Here is a 21,360-nt window from a genome sequence, read left to right on the forward strand (position 1 = left end):
CGCTCAAGCCGCGCGGGCGCGCCGCGCTTCCCGCACCGCGTGGCCCTCTTCGGCGAGATCCCAGAACAGCCCAGCCATGATCTGCAGCGACTGCCGCGCGACGCTGCCGAGCAGATGCTCGTTCGGCGCGTGCTGCGAGCACGCCGCATACGAATGCGGAATCCACAGCGTCGGCAGCCCGAGCGTCTCGGCGAACACGTCGTTCGGCAGCGAGCCGCCGAGGTTCGGCAGCAGCGCCGGCGTGCCGCCCGTCGTCGCCTCGATCGACGCGAGGCCCCAGCGCACCCACGGATCGTCCGGGTCGAGCCGCGTCGCTTCCATCCGCGTGCCGCGCTCGGCAATCTCGATATCCGCAAAGCCGTGCGCGTCGAGATGCGCGCGCAGCCGGTTCAGCAGGTTCGGCGCGTCGCTGCCGACGACGTAGCGCAACTGGCAATGCGCGAGCGCATGGCCCGGAATCGCGTTGACGGGCGCATCCGGGTTGCCGGTCCGGAACGCGAGGATCTCGAGCGCATTCCATGCGAGCACGCGCTCGATCGGCGTCAAGCCCGGCTCGCCCCAGTCGCGGTCGATTGCCGGGTCGCTCGGCCCGCCGCCGACGTCGAGCGTGCGCAGCGCGTCGCGCACCGGCTGCGGCACGCCGCCAGGCCGCCAGCCGTCGACGAGGATCCGGCCGCGCGCGTCGACCATCGTCGCGAGCGCGTTCGCGAGCCGGATGCCGGGGCTGCGCAGCAGGCCGCCCCAGTTGCCCGAATGGTGGCCACCGTCGCGCAGCGCGATCGACAGCGTGAAGTTCAGGTTGCCGCGCGAGCCGAGGAACATGGTAGGCCGAGACGCGGCGACGCGCGGCCCGTCCGACGCGATGAAGAGGTCGGCCGCGAGCGCGTCGCGATGTGCGGCGCAGACCTGCGCGAGGCCGGGCGAGCCCGTCTCCTCGCCCATTTCGATGATCGCCTTCACGTTGTAGCCGAGGCGGCCGCCGCGCGCGTCGATCACCTGCGCGAGCGCGGCCAGGTTGATCGTGTGCTGGCCCTTGTTGTCGGCGGTGCCGCGGCCGTACCAGCGGTCGCCGTCGACGACGATCCGCCACGGCTCGAGCCCCGCGCGCCACTGCGCGTCGTGGCCGGGCACGACGTCGCCGTGGCCATACGTGAGCACCGTCAGCGCATCCGGGTCTTCGATCCGCTCGGCGATCAGGAACGGGCTGCAGCCTTCGATCGGGCTGTCGACGATCGTCGACGCGAAGCCGAGCGCGGCGAGCGACGGCGCGATGTGCTCGGTCAGGTACGCATAGAGTTGCGGCCGCGACGACGCGAGCTGGCTCTCGGTGCGCACCGCGACGCGCGCGTTCAGCTCGCGCAGGAAGCGGCCGTCGTCGAAGTACGACGCGGCCATGTCGATGGCTCGACTGCGATTCGTCATGTTTGTCTCTCCACGTTGAGGATTCAGGCGGTGCGCCGCGCGCTGCCGTCGTCCGGCGCGGGCGGATCGGGCAGCCCCAGGCCCGGCTCCGGCGTCAGCGCCGATGCGAGCAGCCTGCGCGTGTAAGGGTGGGCCGGCTGCGCGAACACGCGCTCGGCCGCGTCCTGCTCGACGATGCGGCCGCGCTCCATCACCGCGACGCGATCAGCGAGATGCTCGACGACGCCCAGGTCGTGGCTGATGAACAGGTAGCTCAAGCCGAACTCGGCCTTCAGATCGAGCAGCAGGTTCAGGATCTGCGCCTGCACGGACACGTCGAGCGCGGACGTCGGCTCGTCGCAGACGAGGATGCCGGGGCGCAGGATCAGCGCGCGCGCGATCGCGACGCGCTGCCGCTGGCCGCCCGACAACTGGCCGGGATACTCGCCGTGCGTGCGCTGCGGCATCCCGACGAGATCGAGCATCCGGCGCACTTCGGCGTCCTGTTCGTCGCGCGCGCCGCGCCGGTGCACGCGCAGCGGCATCCCGACGATCTGCGCGACGGTCTTGCGCGGATTCAGCGACGAATACGGGTCCTGGAAGACCGGCTGGATGCGCTGCGCGGTGCGCCGCGCGTCGCGCGGATCGATCGGCCGGCCGTCGATCAGCACGTCGCCCGACGTGGGCGGCAGCAGGCCGAGCAGCATTTTCGCGAGCGTGCTCTTGCCGCAGCCGGATTCGCCGACGAGCGCGAGCGTCTCGCCGCGATGGAGCCGCAGCGACACACAGTCGACCGCGCGCAGCGGCGCCGGTGCGCGGAACAGGCCGCGCTTGAGCGCGAACGTGCGGGTGAGCGCGCGCAGTTCGAGCGCGACGTCGGCGGCGGGCGATGCGGGCTGGGAATCGGGCTGGGAATCGGGCTTGATATCGGCGTCGACAGGGGCGTCTACGGCGGCGGGCGACATAGTGGACGCGGCGGACGCGGAAAGCGCAGCGGCGTTCATCGGCAGATCTCCTCGCAGGCGGATTCGACGAGCACGCAGCGCGCGCGATGGCCGCCGCCGACGTCGACGAACGCCGGCGCTCGCGCGCAATCGTCGCGCGCGAGCGCGCAGCGGTTGCGGAACGCGCAGCCGTCGATGTCGCCGACGAGCGACGGCACGACGCCGGGAATCGCGTCGAGCCGCGAGCCGGGCCGCGTCTTGCCGCGCACCGGGATGCTGTTCAGCAGTCCGCGCGTGTACGGATGCGTCGGCCGCGCGAACAGTTGCGCGGCGCTCGCGGTCTCGACGACTTCGCCCGCGTACATCACCGCGACACGATCGGCGATCCGCGACACGACGCCGAGATCGTGCGTGATGAACAGCACCGCGGTGCCGAACTCGCGCTGCAGCTCGCGCAGCATCCGCAGGATCTCGGCCTGGATCGTCACGTCGAGCGCGGTCGTCGGCTCGTCGGCGATGATGAGCTCGGGCTCGCACATCAGCGCCATCGCGATCATCACGCGCTGGCGCAGCCCGCCCGAGAGCTGGTGCGGATACTGGCGCAGCCGCTCGGCCGCGTGCGCGACGCCCGCGCGCTCGAGCAGGTGCACCGCGCGCTCGCGCGCCTGCGCGGGCGACACGCGGCGATGCTGGCGCAGCGCCTCGCAGAGCTGGTTGCCGAGCGTGTACGCGGGATTGAGCGACGTCATCGGGTCCTGGAAGATCATCGCGATCCGGCTGCCGCGCAGCGCGCCCATCGCGCGGCGCTCGAGCGACAGCAGATCGACGCCGTCGAACGCGAGCCTGTCCGCGCGCCGCTGCGCGCCGCGCGGCAGCAGGCCCATCAGCGCGAGCGACGTCATCGACTTGCCGCAGCCGGATTCGCCCACCACGCACAGGAGCTCGCCGCGCTCGATGCGCAGGTCGATCCCGCGCACCGCGTGCAGCATGCCGTTCGGGGTCGGCAGATCGACCCGCAGATTGTCGACTTCGAGCAATGCAGCCATCGGGTTTCTCCTTTCGCCGGCCGGTCAGCGGCCTTCGGGCGCGGTGAGGTCGCGAACGCCGTCGCCGACGAGATTGATCGCGAGCACCGTGATCGCGAGCGCCGCGCCCGGAATCAGGATCACCCACGGCTGGAAGAACATGTACGCCTTGCCTTCGGCGATCATCAGCCCCCACGACGGCATCGGCGCGGGCACGCCGAGCCCGAGGAACGACAGCGTCGCCTCGAGCAGGATCGCGTGCGCCATCTCGAGCGTCGCGACGACGATCAGCGCGCCCGCGATGTTCGGCAGCAGCTCGCGCACGAGGATGCTGGGCGTCGACGCGCCGAGCGCCTTCGCGGCCGCGATGAACTCGGCGTCGCGCAACTGCTGCGCGACCGAGCGCGACACGACCGCGAAGCGGTCCCACAGCAGCAGGCCGAGCAGCACGATCACGGTTTTCAGCGATCCGCCGAGCAGCGACGACATCGCGAGCGCGACGAGCACGACGGGCATCGCGAGCCGCGTTGTGATCAGGTAGCTGATCGCCGCGTCGACGCGGCCGCCGAAGTAGCCGGCGAGCACGCCGAGCGTCGTGCCGATCGCGCCCGACAGCGCGGCCGCCGCGACGCCGATCGCGAGCGACACGCGCGCGCCGAACAGCAGGCGGCTCAGGTAGTCGCGGCCGAGCTTGTCGGTGCCGAGCGGGTGGAGCCAACTGCCGCGCGCGGCGTCCCACGCGGGCGGCAGCAGCCGGCGCGCGAGGTCCTGGCCGTACGGATCGTGCGGCGCGAGCCACGGCGCGAAGAGGGCGGCCAGCACGACGAGCGCGACGAGCGCCGCGCCGATCGACAGGCCGCGATGGCCTGCGAGCCGGCGCGCCGCGCGCCGCCATGCGGAGCGGGCGGGTGCGTCGATGCGCAGGGCGGGAAGAGAAGGCGAGCGCGAGGACATGGGCCGCTCCTGTCGAATGAAACGCTATCGGGTGCGAATGCGCGGATCGAGCGCCGCGTTCGCGACGTCCGCGACGAACGTCAGCGCGACGTAGAACATCGCGATGATGAGGACGACGGCCTGCACGACCGGGAAATCGTTGCGCGCGATCGCATCCCACGCGAGCTGGCCGAGCCCTTGCAGCGAGAACACCGATTCGATGACGACCGAGCCGCCGAGCATGAAGCCGAGCTCGACCGCCGCGAGCGCGACGACGGGTATCAGCGCGTTGCGCAGCGCGTGCTTGAAGACGACGCGCGCGGGGCTCAGGCCCTTCGCGCGCGCGGTGCGGACGTAGTCGGCGCCGAGCACGTCGAGCATGCCGGCGCGCGTGAGCCGCATCATCGCGGGCGTCGCATAGTAGCCGAGCGCAACGGCGGGCAGCACGAAGTTGCGCCAGCCGTCGTTGCCGGCCACCGGCAGCCATTTGAGCCCCACCGCGAACACGAGGATCAGCGTGAGGCCGAACCAGAAGCTCGGCATCGCCTGGCCGATCACCGCGACGACGAGCGCCGCGCGATCGATCCACGTGTCGCGGTACAGCGCGGCGACGACGCCGAGCGGAATCGCCACCGCCACCGCGAGCGCGAGCGCGACGCCGCCGAGCTTCAGCGTGATCGGCAGGCGCTCGGCGATCAGCTCGGCGACCGACGACTGGAAGAAGTACGAGCGGCCGAAGTCGAGATGCGCGGCGCGCCACAGCCACTCGACGTACTGCGCGGCGACGGGCCGGTCGAGCCCGTACTGGATGCGCAGCGCGTCGACTTGCGCGGCGCTCGCCTCGGGGCCGGCGAGCGCGGTTGCGAGATCGCCGGACAGATGGAGCAGCGCGAAACTGACGATCGACACGGTGAGCGCGACGGCGATCGCGAGGCCCAGGCGGCGGAGCAGATAGGCTGACATGGCGCGATGAACGGATCGGACGTGAAGGGCGCAGCCCGATGCGGCGACGAAGCGCCGCTCCGGGGCTGCGGACGGTTCGGGCGCGGCGCGCGCCCGCTTACTTCCAGCCCGCTTCGTAGAAGCGCGGCAACTCGTCCGGGTACGCGTTGAAGTTCAGCGCCGACGCGTACGCGTAGTTCGTCGAATACGAGAAGAGCGGCGCCCAGTACGCCTCTTCGCTGATCCGCGCGAGCGCCTTCGCATAGTTCGCCTTGCGCACCGCCGGGTCGTTCGACGTGTCGGCCGCGGCGAGCCATTTCTCGACGGCCGCGTCCTTCGCAGTGTCGTCGGGGCCGCCCTTGAAGTAGACGCTGACGAACGCGGACGCGTCGTTGACCGAGAACGAGCCCCACGCCTGGAACGTGAGCGGCGTCTTGCCCGAGCGCTGCGCGGTGCGCAGCGCCGCGTACTGCAGGTAATGCAGCCGCGCGTTGATGCCGACCTTGCGCAGATCGCCGATCATCGCCTCCGCGTATTCGCGCTCGCGGTACGCGTACAGATCGGTGTCGAAGCCGTTCGGGTAGCCGGCCGCCTTCAGGAGCTCGCGCGCCTTCGCCGGGTTGTAGTCGTACTTGACGACGCCCGACGTGTCGCAGCCGAACTGCGTGCGAAAGCACGGCGCGTAGACGGGCTGGCTGCCGCCGCGCACGAGGTTCTTCGCGAGCGCGCCGCGGTTGATCGCGTAGTTGACCGCCTGCCGCACGCGCGCGTCCTTGAACGGCGAGTTCGGCGCGGACGCGCCCGCGGCGTCCATCGACAGATAGCCCACCCGCATCGTCTCGCCGCTTTGCACGGTCAGGTTCGGCATCGCCTTCAGCGAATCGGCCTGGTCGGCGGGCACGCGCCAGATCCAGTCGACGGCGCCCGTCATCAGTTGCGCCGCGCGCGTCTCCGGATCGGGAATCACGACGAACCTGACCGTGCCGATCTTCGGCTGGCCGAGCGGGCTGTCCTTGAAATAGTTCGGGTTCTTGACCATCGTCACGCCGACGCCGGGCGTCACCGCCGCGATCCTGTACGGCCCGGTGCCGACGGGCGCCTTGCTGAAGCCCTGCAGGCCGACCTTCCTGAAGTAGGCGGCCGGATAGATCGGCGTCGGGCCCGACAGGTATTCGAGCGCCGCCGGGAACGGCGCCTTCAGGCGGATGCGGACCTGGTAGTCGCCCGTCTTCTCGGCACTCTGGATCCAGTCGGTGTTCTGCCGCGTGACGACCTTCGAATCCGGCGCGACGACGTAGTTGAACGTGAACACGACATCGTCGGCCGTGAACTTGTCGCCGTTGTGGAAGGTCACGCCGCGGCGCAGGTCCACGACGAGCGACGTCGGCGATTCCCACTTCCACGCGGTCGCGAGCTCGGGCTTGTATGCGCCCGTCTTCGGATCGCGGTAGATCAGCGTGTCCCATGCCATGTGCGCGACGATCACGCCCTCGCGCAGGTTGTTGTGATACGGCGAGATGTTCTCCGGCTCGCTGTCGGACGCGTAGACGAGCGTGTCGTTCGCACGGCCGGCGTGCGCGGCGCCGGGCAGCGACAGCATCGGCGCGAGCGCCGCGCAGGCGGCGAGGCGGAGGGCGGGGCGAACGGCGAACCGACGATTCATCGCAAGGCTCCTGGAAATCAGGGGCGGGCAGGGGCGCCACGCTCAGGGCCAAGCGTAAACAGCGAATTTTGTTGCGACTATTATCGAAAAAATAAGCCTGCGTTGCCGAATCGGCATCGCGGCGCCGGCGATCGCGAGGAGACGGGATGAAGCACGATCAATTGCAGGACACCGCATTGCGCTACTTCCTCGCTGTCGTGCGCGCGGGATCGATCAGCGAGGCGTCCGCGCGGCTGAACGTCGCCGGCTCGGCGATCAGCCGGCAGATCGCGCATCTCGAGCAGGTGCTCGGCACGCCGCTCTTCGAGCGCCGCGCGCGCGGGATGGTGGCGAGCGCGGCGGGCGAGATGCTCGCCGCGTATGCGTTCCGCACCGAGCTCGAGGCCGACCGGCTCGTGCAGGACATCGACGCGCTGCAGGGATTGCGGCGCGGGCAGGTGCGCATCGCGATGTCCGAGGGCTTCGCGATCGAGTTCGTGCCGCACGCGATCGCCGACTTTCGCCGCACGTACCCCGGCATCGTGTTCCAGGCGGCCGTGTGCGCGCCCGCCGACGTCACGCGCCGCGTGAAGAAGGGCGAGGCGGACGTCGGCGTGACGTTCAGCCGCACGCCCGAGAGCGACATCAAGGTCGAGCACCGGCAGGGCGCGCCGGTGATGGCGGTGATGCGCGGCGATCATCCGCTCGCGCGCTTCGGGCAGGTGTCGGTGCTGCAGATGAGCGCGTATCCGCTCGCGCTGCCGGACCCGAGCACGACGATCCGTCAGTTGTTCGACGTCGTGTCGAGCCGCCAGAACCTGACGATCGAGCCGGTGATGGTCAGCAACAACATCGTCGCGCTGCACAACTTCGCGATCGCGTGCGATGCGATCTCGATCTCCGGGGAGGTCACGGTGCGCTCGCGGCAGGCGCGAGGAGAGCTCGCGGTGCGGCCGATCGCCGATAGCGGGATGGACGCGCGCGCGGTCGAGTTGCAGACGCTCGTCGGGCGCACGCTGCCGAAGGTCGTGCAGCTCTTTCTCGAATTCCTGCGCGCGCGGCTCGCGCAAGGCGACGACGGCAACGGCAACGGCGCGGACCACCGCGACGACAACCGCGACGCCGCGTTTCACCGATGAGACGGAATGCGCGGCCGGCGCGCGCCGCGCATGTCACGTGACATGTTCCGTAACGTCGGCGTCCGTTGCGCCGCGCCGTGTCCGCGCGGCCTTGCCGCGACGGCGTGCGCGACGCGCGGCGAGACTGGCATCCTTATTGCTCCTCTCCGGTAAAGAACCGGATTCAGGGAGCTTCACATGGGATTCGTCGAGGTCGAGCGTCGCCGCGCGAGCGTCGGGGAGTCGAACGACATCGACGGCGCGATGCTGGTCACGGAGGTGGGAGCCGAGCCGATCGCCTCGGCCTGCCGCACGCCTTGCGAAGATGCGCCGCTCACGTTGTACGGCGCGTATCGGCAGGGTTTCGCCGACTATCGCGCGGGCCGGCCGAATCCGTACCGGATCGGCAGCCGCCTCGCGGGCATCTGGCACGAAGGGCACGCGGAGGCCGCGTCGAACGACGCGCTCGATGTCGCGGTGCGCGCGCGGGCCTGCCGGGGCGCACGCGCGACGGCGAATCCGGTCGCGTTCTTCCGCCGCCGGCGTTAGGGCCCGTTCACGCCGATAACGAGCCCCGGGCGTGCCGCTCACCCGAGCGCGCCGCCCCGCGGCACGCCCGCGAGCGCGTTCGCGCGCATCACTTTCCGATACCACAGCGTCCACATCATCAGCGCGCCGTAGACGCCGTAGCCGACGAACGGCGCGACGACGAGCACGCGCTCGACCGGCCAGTTCCACACCATCCACGCGCGCAGCAGGTTCTCGGCGACGAGGCCGCATCCCCAGACGAGCGTCATCAGCCGCATCGACGCGACGAACGCGGGCCGCTCGACCCACAGCGCGTCGAGCCGCGCGGCGCCGTCGTGCGCCTCGCGCGCGACCGTCGCGCGCGCGAGATGGAACACGAGCGGCTTGCGCAGCGCGAGCGACGCGAGGAACGCGATGCCGATCGCGCCCGAGGCGAGCGATTCGCGCATCAACAGCATCCGCGGGCTGCCGCCCGCGAGCGCCGCGGCGATCGACAGCACGATGCCGAACAGCACGAGCGCGGACAGCGCATCCACCCGCCGGAACCGCGCGAGCTGGATCACGCTCCAGACGAGCGGCGGCACGGCGGACGCGATGAGGCCGCCCGTCTCGTCCCAGTACGGGAGCGCGGCGCGATAGGCGGCCCAGGGCAGCAGCAGGTTCACCGTCAGTTCGGCGACGAGACCGGGGTGGAACTTCATGGCGATGGCGGCGACGGGTTCATTGGGTTGGCGGGGCGCGACCGCGCGGACTCGCGAGCGCTCGCGCGGCTGGCATCCGCGTCGTTTCAAGCATCTATCATGCCGGATTTTGCGAGCATCGGGCGCCGTGCGCGCACGGCGTGCGCGTGCGAGCGGGCCGCGCCCCGCGCGCGCCCCGGCGCGGCGGCCGCTGCTATGCCGCTACGCCGGTTTTGCCGCCGCCCGGCGCGCGAAGAAATCGAGCGCGTGCTGGCGCGTCGCGATCGGCGCGACGCTCGCGGCCGGATCGTGCCCGTCGCGCCGCGACGTGCCGGTCACGAGGCTTTTTTGCAGGTCGTTGAGCGGCGCGCTCGGCGGCGGATGGGCGAAGTCCGTCGACGGCGCGGCGATTGCCGGCAGACCGGTGCGTGGCGTGTCGCGCGTGAGAAGCTGCGCGAGCGTCGGCGCGTTCGCGATCCGCGCGCTCTTGAGCATCCGGTCGGGCGGGATGTCGAGCCAGTCGCGCAGCGTCGCGAGGATCGACGTGTGGTCGTAAGGGACGTTCGTCGGCGAGCGGAACACGGTGCCTGCCTCGATGTACGGCGACACGACGACGGCCGGCACGCGCACGCCGAAGCGATGGAAGCCGAACGCTTCGTCGCCGGGGTTGCTCGCGTTGTCGGGCGGCGTCGCGTTCGCGGGCGGCAGCACGTGGTCGAAGCAGCCGCCGTGCTCGTCGTAGGTCACGACGAGCAGCGTGCGCGGCCAGCCGGGCGACGTGCTGATCGCCGTCCAGATGTGGTGCAGGAATGCGTCGCCCGCGCGCACGTCGTGCGGCGGATGCTGGTCGTTCGGCTCGAACAGGAAGCTCGGCTCGACGAACGCGTATTGCGGCAGCGCGTCGTTCCGGCACGCGGCGACGAAATCCGGGAAGCGCCTGAAGCGGTCGGCGTACGAGTCCTTCCACAGCGACGGAAACATCGTGTGCGTGAGCGACGGCGTGACGGCCGTATCGCTGTACACCGCCCAGCTCGCGCCGATCGAGGCGAGCACGTCGAAGATCGTCGGCACGTTCCATTCGAGCGGATCGGGGATCGCGCCGTTGTTCACGTGCCCGTTCGACGTGCCCGCGTGCGCGAACGCGCGGTTCGGCCAGGTCTGGCTCGGCACCGACGCGAACCACGCGTCGGATACCGCGAACGCGCGCGCGAGCGCCGCGAGCGTCGGCAGTTGCGCGACGCTGTGGCATTGCATCACGTGGCCCGGATCGGCCGTCTGCGTCGTCTCGTAATTGACGACGAAGCCCTGCATCGGCGGCCACGGGCTGCTCGCGTCGCCCGGGCCGAGAATCTGGCTCGTCACGTTGACGAACGTCTCCTGCGGATCGGGGATCACGTTGTTGAGCGCCTCGCGCGTGACGGCGATCGTCTTGCCCGCCGTCGACGGGTTCGACATCTCGGGCTTCAGGCCGTCGAACTGCGGCGAGCTGCGCGGCGGCAGCACGTGCGCGGGCTGCGTGCCGGGCGGATAGAGCCAGCCGAGCATCGTGTCGAACGAGCGGTTCTCGAACATCACGACAACGATGTGCTCGACGTTTTCGAGGATCTTCGCCACGGCGTTCTCCTTGTTATTCGGTGCGCGCACGGCCTCGCCGGGCGTTCGGCCGGCGCGCGCGAAACGCCGCCGCGGCGTCGATCCGGGCGGCCTGCACCGGGCTTTTCGAGCGGAATGGATGGATTAGGTATATCCGATATTTCGCGAAAAACAAGGCGGCGACGCGGCCGCTGTTCCAGCGATTGCGCCGGGCGCTGTGCATGGACGCGGCCTGGCCCGGTTTCGATAATCGCCGTGAATCCACCCCGAGATCTTTTCCGCCGCCTCCATGAAAACCTGTCCGACCTTTCGCGCCGCCGCGTGCCACGTCGCGCCCTGTTACTTCGACACGCGCCGCACGATCGACAAGGCGTGCGCGCTGATCGCGTTTCCCGAAGCGTTCGTGTCTGTGTTTCCCGTCTGGTGCGGCGTGCTGCCGCCCGTCGATACGCACGCGTGCTTCGCGCGCCTCGCGACGCACGTCGACGGCGCGCGCCTGTGCAACGCGAGATGCGCGACGGGCGTGCCGATGCGCGCGTACACGGATGGCCGGGATTCGGCGTGGGTCGATTTCACGAAGGGGCTCGGCTGTCCGGTCGGCGCGGTGCCCGCGGCGGCCGCGCTCTATGCGCTCGACCACCGCGTCGAGCGCCTCGCCGCGATCGCCCGCACGCTCGCCGAGCGGGGCGGCGGGCGTTGACGCGGGGCTCGCGCGCCTACCGGTGCCCGCGCCGCAGCCGCGCGAGCGCCTGCCACGCGCAGCCGGCCGTCGTGCCGGCGATGCCGAGCATCGCGACGAGCAGGCCGAGCCCGAAGCCGGGCGGCATCTCGCCGGATTCGGGCGACGATGGCGGCGCGACGAGCGCGCATGCGGTGCCGCCCGCGATCAGCGCCGCGCACGCGATCCAGTACGCGCGGCCGCGCGCTCGCGACGCCGCGCCGCGCAGCGCCCAGCCGAGGCCGAACAGGTAGAGCAGCGCGAGCGCGCCGAGGCCGATCCATTCGGCGAGCGGCGTCGCGCCGGCGGCGGCGAGCGTGGCGGGGGCGGTCATCGGAGCGGCACCTCTTCGGCGCGTTGGCGCAATCGGAAACAGCCGGCTATCTTAGCGAATCGCGCGGCGCGCGTGCATTGTCCTCGTCCGGCGTGCGGCGACGCCTGCGGAATCGGCGCGGGCTGTCTAGAATCGACGCTTTGGAAGCCACGAGGATCAGCACGATGAATCCGGAGTTCGAAGCCCATGCATCCGCGGCAGCCGCCGCAACCGACGACGCCGCGCTCGCCGGGCGGCTCGACCGCGTGCTCGCGACGGCGCTCGCCGAGCGGCGCGTCGTCGGCGCGGTCGCGCTCGTCGCGCGGCACGGCGGGCTCGTCTACCGGCGCGCGCACGGCTTCGCGGAGCGCGAGACGCAGCGGCCGATGCGCGAGGACACGCTGTTTCGCCTGTCGTCGGTCACGAAGCCGATCGTCACCGCCGCGGTGCTGCGCCTCGTCGCCGCCGGCCGGATGGCGCTCGACGCGCCGATCACGCGCTGGCTGCCCGATTTCGCGCCGGCCCTGCCCGACGGCCGCGCGCCCGCGCTGACCGTGCATCGGCTGCTGACCCACACGGCTGGCCTGAGCTACTGGCTGCTCGAAGCGCCGGGCTCGATCTATCACACGCTCGGCATTTCGGACGGCATCGATCTCGTCGACTTCGATCTCGCGGAGAACCTGCGGCGCATCGCGGCCGCGCCGCTCGCGTTCGAGCCCGGCAGCGCGTGGCGCTATTCGCTCGCGCTCGACGTGCTCGGCGCGGCGATCGAGCGCGAGACGGGGCTCGCGCTGCCCGACGCCGTCGCGCAGCTCGTCACGACGCCGCTCGGAATGCGCGACACGGGCTTCGTCGCGGCCGACCCCGCGCGCTTCGCGGTGGCGTATGCGAGCGCCGCGCCCGAACCCGCGCGGATCACCGACAACCTTGACGTGCCGCTGCCCGAAGGGCACGGCGTCGCGGTGCGCTTCGCGCCGTCGCGGGTGTTCGACGCGTCGGCGTTTCCGTCGGGCGGCGCGGGGATGTACGGCAGCGCCGACGACGTGCTGCGCGTGCTCGAGACGATCCGCACGGGCGGCGACGGCTTCCTGCCCGCCGCGCTCGTCGCCGCGATGCGCACTGATCACACGGGGCCGGCCGCCGAGACGCGCGGGCCCGGCTGGGGCTTCGGCTACGGCGGCGCGGTGCTGTCCGACCCGGCGCGCGCGCAGTCGCCGCAAAGCGCGGGGACGCTGCAGTGGGGCGGCGTCTACGGGCATTCGTGGTTCGTCGACGCCGCGCGCGGCCTCACCGTGCTGCTGATGACGAACACCGCGTATGAAGGGATGTCGGGGCCGTTGACGCTCGAGGTGCGCGACGCGGTGTACGGCGTGTGAGTCGCGCGGGGGCAATGCTCGCCCGCGCGCCCATCCCGCCGCCGCTTACTGCGCCACCCCGTCCGGCCCCGCATGCTCGGGCGCGCGATTCAACAGATGCGTGCGCGTATCCGCCGCGAGCGACACGTAGCGCTCGTACTGCCGCAGCACGTCGGCGATGATCTCGTCGCCGCGCAGATACTCGATGTCGTAGCCGAGCCGCCCGTCCGCGAAGAACGTCAGCACCTCGCACACGTGCTCGCGCTGCGGCTCGGGCTCGGCCGCCTCGCGGATCCGGAACGCGGGCGCCGACCTGCGCGACACCCGCGCGCCGTAGACGAAATCGCGCTGCGCGGGCGCGGGCACCGTGAGGCGCACCGCATCGTCGTCGTCGCGCGCGACGTGCGCGTCGACGCCGCCCGCCTTCAGCTCGTCGGCGACCTTGCGCAGCGCCGGCTCGACCGTCTGCGCGATGAACTGCCGCGCGTCGGCGTCGGTCGTGTGCCGCAGGATCTGCGACAGGCGGTGGCGCCAGTGCTGGCCGGTCCAGAAGCTGGTCGCGGGCGCCATGTCCTGCGAGTAGTGCGCGTGGTCGGCCTTCAGGCCGCGCCAGAGCCCGTAGCAGAGCGCGAGCATCACGAGCGCGACGGGCAGCGCGGCGACGAGCGTGAGCGCCTGCAGCGCCTTCAGCCCGCCCGCGACGAGCAGCACCGACGCCGTCACGCCGAGCACGGCCGCCCAGAAAAGCCGCTGCCAGACGGGCGAATGCGGCGCGCCGCGCGTCGCGATCGCGTCGATCACGAACGCGCCCGAATCGGCCGACGTGACGAAGAACACCGCGATCAGCACGATCGCCGCGACTGACAGCAGTTGCGTGAGCGGCAGGTAATCGAAGAAGCGGAACAGCAGCGCGTCGACGTTGGTCGCCGTCTGCGCGAGCGCGCCCGCGGCCGCGTGCGTGTCGAGCCAGATCGCGCTGTTGCCGAACGCGGTCATCCAGACGAGGTTGAACGCGGTCGGCACGAGCAGCACGCCGATCACGAACTCGCGGATCGTGCGCCCGCGCGAGATCCGCGCGATGAACATCCCGACGAACGGCGACCACGACACCCACCATGCCCAGTAGAGCAGCGTCCAGCCGCCGAACCAGCCTTGCTCGTTCGGCGTTTCGTACGCATACGTGCGAAACGACAGCGATACGAGCTTCGACAGATACTCGCCGACGTTGTCGCCGAACGCGCGCAGCAGGAACGACGTCGGCCCCGCGACGACAACGAACGCGAGCAGCGCGAACGCGAGCATCAGGTTCAGCTCGGACAGCCGGCGCACGCCCTTGTCGAGCCCGCTCGCGGCGGAGAGCCCGGCGAGCGCGACGACCACCGCGACGAGGCCGACGCGGAACGCATCGCTGTCGGTTTGCCAGCCGGCGATCGTGTGCAGGCCCGCGCTCAGTTGCAGCACGCCGTAGCCGAGCGTCACCGCGATCCCGGCGACCGTGCCGACGAGCGCGAACGCGTCGACCGCGTGCCCGATCCAGCCGTTCACGCCTTCGCGCAGCACCGGATAGAGGCCCGAGCGCAGCGTGAGCGGCAGGTTGTAGCGAAAGCCGAAATACGCGAGCACGAGGCCCATCACGCCGTACGTCGCCCACGCGTGCAGGCCCCAGTGGAAGAACGACATCAGCATCGCCTCGCGCGCGGCGGCGGGCGTGCCGCCCGCGGTCGTCGGCGGCGACAGGTAATGCTGGATCGGCTCGCCGACGCCGAAATACATGAGGCCGATGCCCATGCCGGCCGCGAACAGCATCGCGGTCCACGACACGAAGCTGAATTCCGGCTCGGCGTCGTCGGGGCCGAGCTTGATGTTGCCGAAGCGGCTCGCCGCGATCAGCACGAGGAAGATCAGGAAGGTCGTGATCGCGAGCACGTAGAACCAGTCGAAACGCTCGACGATCCATTGCTGGCCGGCGCCGAATAGTGCGCCCGCTTCGTTCGGCCGAAGCGCGCAGAAGGCGAGGAGCGCGCCGATCACGGCGAGCGACGGCACGGCGACTTGCGGCTTGAGCGTCGTGCGCGGCATGGAGCGGGATGGGGGCATAGGCGGGTCTCCGGAAAAAGGGGCGCTGCGGCGAGCGCCGCAGCCGACGCGGGCGCGAACAACGGTGCGGACGGCGCGGATGCGGCGGCGCGCGCGTGGCGCGGATGGAGGCGCTGCAACAGCGAGGATGCAGACGGAAACTGACAGATTGTAAGCTATTCGCCGACGATGCTGGAAAAAGCGGCCCGGATCGCGCCGCGCGCGCCGCCGTGCGCCCCGTGCGGCGCGGGTTTGCGGCGATCGTCGGGGGCAGTGCAAACCCCGATGAAAATTTATTTTTTCTATTTTGCCGATTGTGTAAATTTACTTTCATCGTCATTCGATTCAACGCCGCCGCCGCATGCCCAGTTCGCCCGTCACGCCGCTTGCCGCCGATCCGCCGATCGCCGCGCGCATCGCCGCCGCGCTGCCGTCGCTCACGCCGATCCATCGGCGCATGGGCGAGTACGTGCTCGCGAATCCGTTCCGCGCGGCGACGATGCGCATCGACGAGCTCGCGAACGCGGTGGACGCGTCGATCGCGACCGCGAACCGCTTCGCGCGCGCGCTCGGCTTCGACGGCTACCCGGCGCTGCGCGCGGCGCTCGTGCGCGGCTTCGAGGCGACGCTCGCACCCGTCGAGCGGCTGCGTTGCGCGCAGGAGCGCGAAGCGGGCGCGCGCGGCGGCGAGCTGATCGACGCGAGCTTCGAGCAGGCGCTCGCGAACCTCGAGCGCACGCGCGCCCGGCTCGATCGCGCGAACGTCGAGGCGGCCGTCGATTCGCTGCTCGCCGCGCGCCGGATCTTCATCGTCGGGATGGGCGCGAGCGCGTTTCTCGCCGGACTGATGGAGCACGGGCTGTCCGTGTATCGCGACAACGTGCAGTCGCTCGCGCTGCCCGGCGGCCCGACCGACGCCGCGCGGCGCCTGTTCAGCGCGCGCGGCGACGACCTCGTCGTCGCGATCGCGTTTCCGCGCTACGTGTACGACACGATCGAGCTCACGCGGCGCGCCGCCGAGCGCGGCGCGCCCGTGCTCGCGATCACCGACGGGCCCGATTCGCCGATCGCGCCGTTCGCCGCGCGCGCGCTCTTCGTGCACGCGGAGCGCCGGCTCGCGGCGACGTCCGAGGCCGCGGTGCTCGCGCTCGTCGAGGCGCTGATCGACGCGCTCGCGCATCGCTCGCAGCGCTCGGCGCGCGCCGCCGCCGAAGTGACCGAATTCATGCTGCCGTGGCTCGAGGCGCGGGGCGCGTGCGCCGCGCCGCCGCGTGCGCCGCGCCGTTCCAGGAAAACCGACCGATGACTTCACCCGCAATCGTTGCGATTCACGGCGGCGCAGGCACGATCCTGCGCGACGCGATGGCAGCCGACGCCGAAGCGCGGTACCGCGCCGAGCTTGCCGCGATCCTCGCCGCCGCGCAGAAAGTGCTCGCCGACGGCGGCAGCGCGCTCGACGCGGTCAGCGTCGCCGTGCGGATGCTCGAGGATTGCCCGCTCTTCAACGCGGGGCGCGGCGCCGTCTATACGGCCGACGGCACGCACGAGCTCGACGCCGCGATCATGGACGGCGCGACGCTCGCGGCGGGCGCGATCTGCTGCGCGACGCGCGTGCGCAACCCGGTGCTCGCCGCGCGCCGCGTGCTCGAAGCGAGCGAGCATGTGATGCTCGCGGGCGCGGGCGCTGACGCGTTCGCGGCCGCGCAGGGGCTCGAGCTTGCGCAGCCGGGCTACTTCGACACCGAGTTCCGCCGCGCGCAATGGCTGAGGGCGCGGCGCGCGTCGGGCACGATGCTCGATCACGACGCGGCGGCGTTCGCGTTCGGCCAGGGCGAGGGCGATGGAAACGGAAACGGCGGCGGCGAGCGCGCCGCATTTCCGCCCGAGCCGCCCGAGCCGCTCGATCCGGACCGCAAGCACGGCACGGTCGGCGCGGTCGCGCGCGATCTGCGCGGCCATCTCGCGGCGGCGACGTCGACGGGCGGGATCACGAACAAGCAGCCGGGGCGCGTCGGCGACACGCCGATCATCGGCGCGGGCTGCTATGCGAACGACGCGACGTGCGCGGTGTCGTCGACGGGCACGGGCGAGATGTTCATCCGCCTGGCGACCGCATACGACGTGTCCGCGCAGATCGAATATCGCGGCGCGTCGCTCGCGTCCGCCGCGTATGACGTCGTGATGAACAAGCTGCCGAAAATCGCGGGCCGCGGCGGGATCATCGCGATCGATTCGCGCGGCAATCTCGCGATGCCGTTCAACACCGAAGGGATGTATCGCGGCTACGCGCGCGTCGGCGAGGCGCCCGTGACCGCGATCTATCGCGAGGACGCGGCGTGACGCCGCGAACGAGCGCAGACAGGACCGACAGGAGAAACCGATGAGCGCGAGCCGATCCGCCCCGAGCCTGCCCGATGCGCGCGTGCTCGCGGTCGACGGGCTGTCCGTCACGTTCCGCCGCGAAGACACGGTGTTCGAAGCGGTGCGCGGGCTGTCGTTCCACGTCGACCGCGGCGAGACGCTCGCGATCGTCGGCGAATCGGGCTCCGGCAAATCGGTGACGTCGCTCGCGCTGATGCGCCTCGTCGAGCACGGCGGCGGCGCGATCGCGGGCGGCGAGATCGCGCTGCGCCGGCGCGGCGGCGCGGTTCTCGATCTCGTGCGCGCGTCGCCGCCGGTATTGCGCACGGTGCGCGGCGCGGACGTCGCGATGATCTTCCAGGAGCCGATGACGTCGCTCAATCCGGTCTTCACGGTCGGCGACCAGATCGGCGAGGCGATCGCGCTGCATCAGAACAAGAGCGCGGGCGAGGCGCGCGCGGAGGCGCTGCGCCTGCTCGATCTCGTGCGCATTCCCGAGGCGCGCCGCGTGTTCGCGCGCCATCCGCATCAGCTTTCCGGCGGGATGCGTCAGCGCGTGATGATCGCGATGGCGCTGTCGTGCCGGCCGGCGCTCCTGATCGCCGACGAGCCGACCACCGCGCTCGACGTGACGATCCAGGCGCAGATCCTCCAGTTGATCCGCGGGCTGCAGGACGAGATGGACATGGGCGTGATCTTCATCACGCACGACATGGGCGTCGTCGCGGAAGTCGCCGATCGCGTGCTCGTCATGTATCGCGGCGAGAAGGTCGAGGAGGGCGCGTGCGACGCGATCTTCGCCGCGCCGTCGCATCCGTACACGAAGGCGCTGCTCGCGGCGGTGCCGCGGCTCGGCTCGATGCGGGGCACCGATGCGCCCGCGAAGTTTCCGCTGCTGCGCTTCGATCCGGCCGCGGGCGATGCGCTCGTCGTCGCGGGCGGCGATGCCGGGGCCGCGCCCGCCGCCGCTTGCGCTCAACCCGCGATCGACGCGGGCTCGCCGCCGCTGTTGCGCGTGCGCGATCTCGTCACGCGCTTTCCGGTCGAGCGCGGCGCGTTCGGCCGCGTGTCGCAATACGTGCACGCGGTCGAGCGCGTGAGCTTCGAGCTGCGCGCGGGCGAGACGCTCGCGCTCGTCGGCGAATCGGGCTGCGGCAAATCGACGACGGGCCGCTCGCTGCTGCGCCTCGTCGAGCGCATGAGCGGCTCGATCGAATTCGAGGGCCGCGAGATCGGCGCGCTGAAAGGGCGCGAGCTGCAGGCGCTGCGCCGGAACATCCAGTTCATTTTCCAGGACCCGTTCGCGTCGCTGAATCCGCGCCTGACGGTCGGCTTCTCGATCATGGAGCCGCTCCTCGTGCACGGCGTCGCGAGCGGCAGGCAGGCGCAGGCGCGCGTCGACTGGCTGCTCGAGCGCGTTGGCCTGCCCGCCGACGCCGCGCGCCGCTATCCGCACGAATTCTCCGGCGGCCAGCGGCAGCGGATCGCGATCGCGCGCGCGCTCGCGCTGAACCCGAAGGTCGTGATCGCCGACGAGTCGGTGTCGGCGCTCGACGTGTCGGTGCAGGCGCAGATCGTCAACCTGATGCTCGATTTGCAGCGCGAGCTCGGCGTCGCGTATCTGTTCATCTCGCACGACATGGCGGTCGTCGAGCGGATTAGCCATCGCGTCGCGGTGATGTATCTCGGGCAGATCGTCGAGATCGGCCCGCGCCGCGCGGTGTTCGAGACGCCGCGCCATCCGTACACGAGGAAGCTGATGAGCGCGGTGCCGATCGCCGATCCCGCGCGCCGTCACGCGCCGCGCACGCTGCCCGCCGACGAGTTGCCGAGCCCGATCCGCGCGGTCGGCGACGAGCCTGTCGTCGCGCCGCTCGTCGCGGTCGGGCCCGATCACTTCGTCGCCGAGCATCGGGTGGGCGGCGCGTATTGAGAGGGCGCGCGGCATCGGCGCGGCGGGCCGCAGCACGCGGACGGCGCGGGACGCCGGCCGCGCCGGACGAGACGACAGCAGAACCGCTCGACAGCAGGACCGCAGGACCACACGACCCCCGTCACACGCACTCGCGAAGCATCGCAAAGGAGCCCACACATGACCCAGCCGCATTCGTTCCCGCCGTTCTCGCCGCGCGCGCTTCTCGCCGCCTGCGCGGGCGTGATCGCGATGTCGTCCGCGCCGCTCGCGCTCGCCGAGCAGACCGCGGTGATGGCCGTCGATTCGACGTTCACGACGCTCGACCCGTACGATTCGAACGACACGCTGTCGCAGGCGGTGTCGAAGTCGTTCTATCAGGGCCTGTTCGGCTTCGACAAGGACATGAGGCTGGTCAACGTGCTCGCGACCGGCTACGACGCGAGCGCCGACGCGAAGGTCTACACGATCAGGCTGCGCCAGGGCGTGAAGTTCCAGGACGGCACCGATTTCAACGCGGCCGCGGTGAAGGCGAACTTCGACCGCGTGACCGACCCGGCGAACAAGCTGAAGCGCTACAACCTGTTCCGCCGGATCGCGAAGACGGAAGCCGTCGATCCGTACACGGTGAGGATCACGCTCGCCGAGCCGTTCTCGGCGTTCGTCAACGTGCTCGCGCATCCGTCGGCCGTGATGATCTCGCCCGCCGCGCTGAAGAAGTACGGGCGCGAGATCGGGCTGCATCCGGTCGGCACCGGCCCGTTCGAGCTGGTCGAGTGGAAGCAGACCGACGATCTGAAGGTGAAGAAGTTCGCCGGCTACTGGAAGGCCGGCTATCCGAAGATCGACGCGATCGACTGGAAGCCCGTCGTCGACAACAACACGCGCGCCGCGCTGATGAAGACGGGCGAGGCCGATTTCGCGTTCCGCATCCCGTTCGAGCAGACGGCCGATCTGAAGGCGAGCCCGAAGGTCGACGTGATCGAGCGTTCGTCGATCATCCAGCGCTACGTGAGCCTGAACGTGACGCAAAAGCCGTTCGACAACCCGAAGGTGCGCCAGGCGCTCAACTACGCGGTCAACAAGGACGCGCTCGCGAAGGTCGCGTTCGCCGGCAATGCGACGCCCGCCACGGGCATCGTGCCGCAGGGCGTCGACTACGCGGTGAAGCTCGGCCCGTGGCCCTACGATCCGGCGAAGGCGCGCACGCTGCTGAAGGAGGCGGGTTATCCGAACGGCTTCGAGACGACGCTCTGGTCCGCGTACAACAACTCGACGTCGCAGAAGGCGATCCAGTTCGTCCAGCAGCAGCTCGCGCAGGTCGGCGTGAAGGCGCAGGTGCAGGCGCTCGAGGCGGGCGAGCGGGTGGCGAAGGTCGAGAGCGCGCAGGACCCGGCGAAGGCGCCCGTGCGGATGTACTACATCGGCTGGTCCGCGTCGACGGGCGAATCGGACTGGGCGATCACGCCGCTGCTCGCGTCGTCGTCGATTCCGCCTAAGCTCGTGAACACCGCGTACTACAGGAACGACGCGGTCGACGCCGATCTCGCGAAGGCGCTCGAGACGACCGACCGCGCGAAGAAGGCCGAACTGTACTCGGACGCGCAAAAGCGGATCTGGGCAGACGCACCGTGGATTCCGCTCGTGCAGGAGAAGATCGTCTACGCGCGCAGCAAGCGTCTGCAGGGCGCATACGTGATGCCGGACGGCTCGTTCAACTTCGACGAGATCGCGATCAAGTGACGCGAGTGACGCGAGTGACGCGAGTGACGCGAGGCGGCCTGGCCGCCTCGGGCATCGGCGGCGCGCGGCGGCCCCG

17 protein-coding genes and 1 pseudogene are annotated in these 21,360 nt (G+C 70.9%); 8 read left to right on the forward strand and 10 right to left on the reverse strand.

Annotated features, from left to right (window positions below; genetic code table 11):
• Positions 1–3: 3 nt before the first annotated feature.
• From WT16_RS28465 to WT16_RS28490, 6 genes are all read right to left on the reverse strand, one after another.
• On the reverse strand, positions 4–1,422 hold the full coding sequence (locus tag WT16_RS28465; RefSeq protein WP_063534760.1) for a M20 family metallopeptidase: 1,419 nt from the start codon (positions 1,420–1,422) through the stop codon (positions 4–6).
• A 23-nt stretch (positions 1,423–1,445) separates the two neighbouring features.
• A complete protein-coding gene (locus WT16_RS28470; RefSeq protein WP_082875039.1) occupies positions 1,446–2,405 on the reverse strand; it encodes an ATP-binding cassette domain-containing protein in 960 nt (319 codons plus the stop codon).
• Complete coding sequence (locus WT16_RS28475; RefSeq protein WP_006027033.1) at positions 2,402–3,391, reverse strand: ABC transporter ATP-binding protein; 990 nt, start codon at positions 3,389–3,391, stop codon at positions 2,402–2,404. Before WT16_RS28475 ends, WT16_RS28470 begins: the two co-directional genes overlap by 4 nt.
• A 24-nt stretch (positions 3,392–3,415) precedes the next feature.
• On the reverse strand, positions 3,416–4,324 hold the full coding sequence (locus WT16_RS28480) for an ABC transporter permease (protein WP_063534762.1): 909 nt from the start codon (positions 4,322–4,324) through the stop codon (positions 3,416–3,418).
• 24 nt (positions 4,325–4,348) lie between these two features.
• Positions 4,349–5,266, reverse strand: a complete 918-nt coding sequence (locus WT16_RS28485) for an ABC transporter permease (protein WP_006027035.1) — start codon at positions 5,264–5,266, stop codon at positions 4,349–4,351.
• A gap of 97 nt (positions 5,267–5,363) precedes the next feature.
• Positions 5,364–6,908: an ABC transporter substrate-binding protein gene (locus tag WT16_RS28490; RefSeq protein WP_156521522.1), complete on the reverse strand. Its 1,545-nt coding sequence runs from the start codon at positions 6,906–6,908 to the stop codon at positions 5,364–5,366.
• Between the two features lie 146 nt (positions 6,909–7,054).
• Here WT16_RS28490 and WT16_RS28495 point away from each other — a divergent pair, with 146 nt between their 5' ends.
• Positions 7,055–8,026 (forward strand): LysR family transcriptional regulator, encoded by a 972-nt coding sequence (locus WT16_RS28495; protein WP_063534763.1) that lies wholly within the window; start codon positions 7,055–7,057, stop codon positions 8,024–8,026.
• 177 nt (positions 8,027–8,203) lie between these two features.
• Positions 8,204–8,554, forward strand: coding sequence for a hypothetical protein (locus WT16_RS28500; protein ID WP_015602806.1), 351 nt, complete (start codon positions 8,204–8,206; stop codon positions 8,552–8,554).
• Positions 8,555–8,592: 38 nt separating this feature from the next.
• On the opposite strand, the gene WT16_RS28505 is transcribed toward WT16_RS28500, so the two are convergent.
• Together WT16_RS28505 and WT16_RS28510 are read right to left on the reverse strand one after the other, a co-directional pair.
• Positions 8,593–9,234 carry a VC0807 family protein gene (locus WT16_RS28505; protein ID WP_006027039.1) on the reverse strand — a complete coding sequence of 214 codons (642 nt, stop codon included), beginning with the start codon at positions 9,232–9,234 and terminating at the stop codon, positions 8,593–8,595.
• A gap of 201 nt (positions 9,235–9,435) precedes the next feature.
• The gene (locus tag WT16_RS28510; protein ID WP_063534995.1) at positions 9,436–10,827 is read right to left on the reverse strand and encodes an alkaline phosphatase family protein; all 1,392 of its coding nucleotides are present in this window, start codon (positions 10,825–10,827) and stop codon (positions 9,436–9,438) included.
• A gap of 268 nt (positions 10,828–11,095) precedes the next feature.
• On the opposite strand from WT16_RS28510, the pseudogene WT16_RS35315 reads away from it, so the two are divergent.
• A pseudogene (locus WT16_RS35315) lies at positions 11,096–11,464 on the forward strand (beta-eliminating lyase-related protein); the annotation flags it as partial.
• Positions 11,465–11,522: 58 nt separating this feature from the next.
• Here WT16_RS35315 and WT16_RS28525 read toward each other — a convergent pair.
• The gene (locus WT16_RS28525; RefSeq protein WP_015602595.1) at positions 11,523–11,858 is read right to left on the reverse strand and encodes a hypothetical protein; all 336 of its coding nucleotides are present in this window, start codon (positions 11,856–11,858) and stop codon (positions 11,523–11,525) included.
• Between the two features lie 164 nt (positions 11,859–12,022).
• On the opposite strand from WT16_RS28525, the gene WT16_RS28530 reads away from it, so the two are divergent.
• Positions 12,023–13,213 carry a serine hydrolase domain-containing protein gene (locus WT16_RS28530; RefSeq protein WP_043282723.1) on the forward strand — a complete coding sequence of 397 codons (1,191 nt, stop codon included), beginning with the start codon at positions 12,023–12,025 and terminating at the stop codon, positions 13,211–13,213.
• A 45-nt stretch (positions 13,214–13,258) separates the two neighbouring features.
• Here WT16_RS28530 and WT16_RS28535 read toward each other — a convergent pair whose 3' ends face one another.
• On the reverse strand, positions 13,259–15,289 hold the full coding sequence (locus tag WT16_RS28535; protein ID WP_015603253.1) for a BCCT family transporter: 2,031 nt from the start codon (positions 15,287–15,289) through the stop codon (positions 13,259–13,261).
• A 340-nt stretch (positions 15,290–15,629) separates the two neighbouring features.
• On the opposite strand from WT16_RS28535, the gene WT16_RS28540 reads away from it, so the two are divergent.
• The 4 genes from WT16_RS28540 (at position 15,630) to gsiB (ending at position 21,284) form a co-directional block, all read left to right on the forward strand.
• Complete coding sequence (locus WT16_RS28540) at positions 15,630–16,574, forward strand: MurR/RpiR family transcriptional regulator (RefSeq protein WP_063534765.1); 945 nt, start codon at positions 15,630–15,632, stop codon at positions 16,572–16,574.
• Complete coding sequence (locus WT16_RS28545) at positions 16,571–17,608, forward strand: isoaspartyl peptidase/L-asparaginase (RefSeq protein ID WP_063534996.1); 1,038 nt, start codon at positions 16,571–16,573, stop codon at positions 17,606–17,608. The genes WT16_RS28540 and WT16_RS28545 overlap by 4 nt, the downstream gene beginning before the upstream one ends.
• Before the next feature lie 40 nt (positions 17,609–17,648).
• Positions 17,649–19,562, forward strand: a complete 1,914-nt coding sequence (locus WT16_RS28550; RefSeq protein WP_063534766.1) for a dipeptide ABC transporter ATP-binding protein — start codon at positions 17,649–17,651, stop codon at positions 19,560–19,562.
• Positions 19,563–19,721: 159 nt separating this feature from the next.
• Positions 19,722–21,284, forward strand: a complete 1,563-nt coding sequence (gene gsiB, locus WT16_RS28555; protein ID WP_063534767.1) for a glutathione ABC transporter substrate-binding protein GsiB — start codon at positions 19,722–19,724, stop codon at positions 21,282–21,284.
• The last annotated feature ends 76 nt before the right edge of the window (positions 21,285–21,360 follow it).

Origin of the sequence: Burkholderia sp. MSMB1589WGS (assembly GCF_001636105.1) — a bacterium.
In the GTDB taxonomy this organism is placed as follows: Bacteria; Pseudomonadota; Gammaproteobacteria; order Burkholderiales; family Burkholderiaceae; genus Burkholderia; species Burkholderia humptydooensis.

Coding starts and splice junctions, on each gene's coding strand:
- WT16_RS28470 (WP_082875039.1), bottom strand. CDS start 2,405: ATGAACGCCGCTGCGCTTTCCGCGTCCGCCGCGTCCACTATGTCGCCC.
- WT16_RS28525 (WP_015602595.1), bottom strand. CDS start 11,858: ATGACCGCCCCCGCCACGCTCGCCGCCGCCGGCGCGACGCCGCTCGCC.
- WT16_RS28505 (WP_006027039.1), bottom strand. CDS start 9,234: ATGAAGTTCCACCCCGGTCTCGTCGCCGAACTGACGGTGAACCTGCTG.
- gsiB (WP_063534767.1), top strand. CDS start 19,722: ATGACCCAGCCGCATTCGTTCCCGCCGTTCTCGCCGCGCGCGCTTCTC.
- WT16_RS28480 (WP_063534762.1), bottom strand. CDS start 4,324: ATGTCCTCGCGCTCGCCTTCTCTTCCCGCCCTGCGCATCGACGCACCC.
- WT16_RS28545 (WP_063534996.1), top strand. CDS start 16,571: ATGACTTCACCCGCAATCGTTGCGATTCACGGCGGCGCAGGCACGATC.
- WT16_RS28500 (WP_015602806.1), top strand. CDS start 8,204: ATGGGATTCGTCGAGGTCGAGCGTCGCCGCGCGAGCGTCGGGGAGTCG.
- WT16_RS28475 (WP_006027033.1), bottom strand. CDS start 3,391: ATGGCTGCATTGCTCGAAGTCGACAATCTGCGGGTCGATCTGCCGACC.
- WT16_RS28495 (WP_063534763.1), top strand. CDS start 7,055: ATGAAGCACGATCAATTGCAGGACACCGCATTGCGCTACTTCCTCGCT.
- WT16_RS28530 (WP_043282723.1), top strand. CDS start 12,023: ATGAATCCGGAGTTCGAAGCCCATGCATCCGCGGCAGCCGCCGCAACC.
- WT16_RS28465 (WP_063534760.1), bottom strand. CDS start 1,422: ATGACGAATCGCAGTCGAGCCATCGACATGGCCGCGTCGTACTTCGAC.
- WT16_RS28535 (WP_015603253.1), bottom strand. CDS start 15,289: ATGCCCCCATCCCGCTCCATGCCGCGCACGACGCTCAAGCCGCAAGTC.
- WT16_RS28550 (WP_063534766.1), top strand. CDS start 17,649: ATGAGCGCGAGCCGATCCGCCCCGAGCCTGCCCGATGCGCGCGTGCTC.
- WT16_RS28540 (WP_063534765.1), top strand. CDS start 15,630: ATGCCCAGTTCGCCCGTCACGCCGCTTGCCGCCGATCCGCCGATCGCC.
- WT16_RS28485 (WP_006027035.1), bottom strand. CDS start 5,266: ATGTCAGCCTATCTGCTCCGCCGCCTGGGCCTCGCGATCGCCGTCGCG.
- WT16_RS28490 (WP_156521522.1), bottom strand. CDS start 6,908: ATGAATCGTCGGTTCGCCGTTCGCCCCGCCCTCCGCCTCGCCGCCTGC.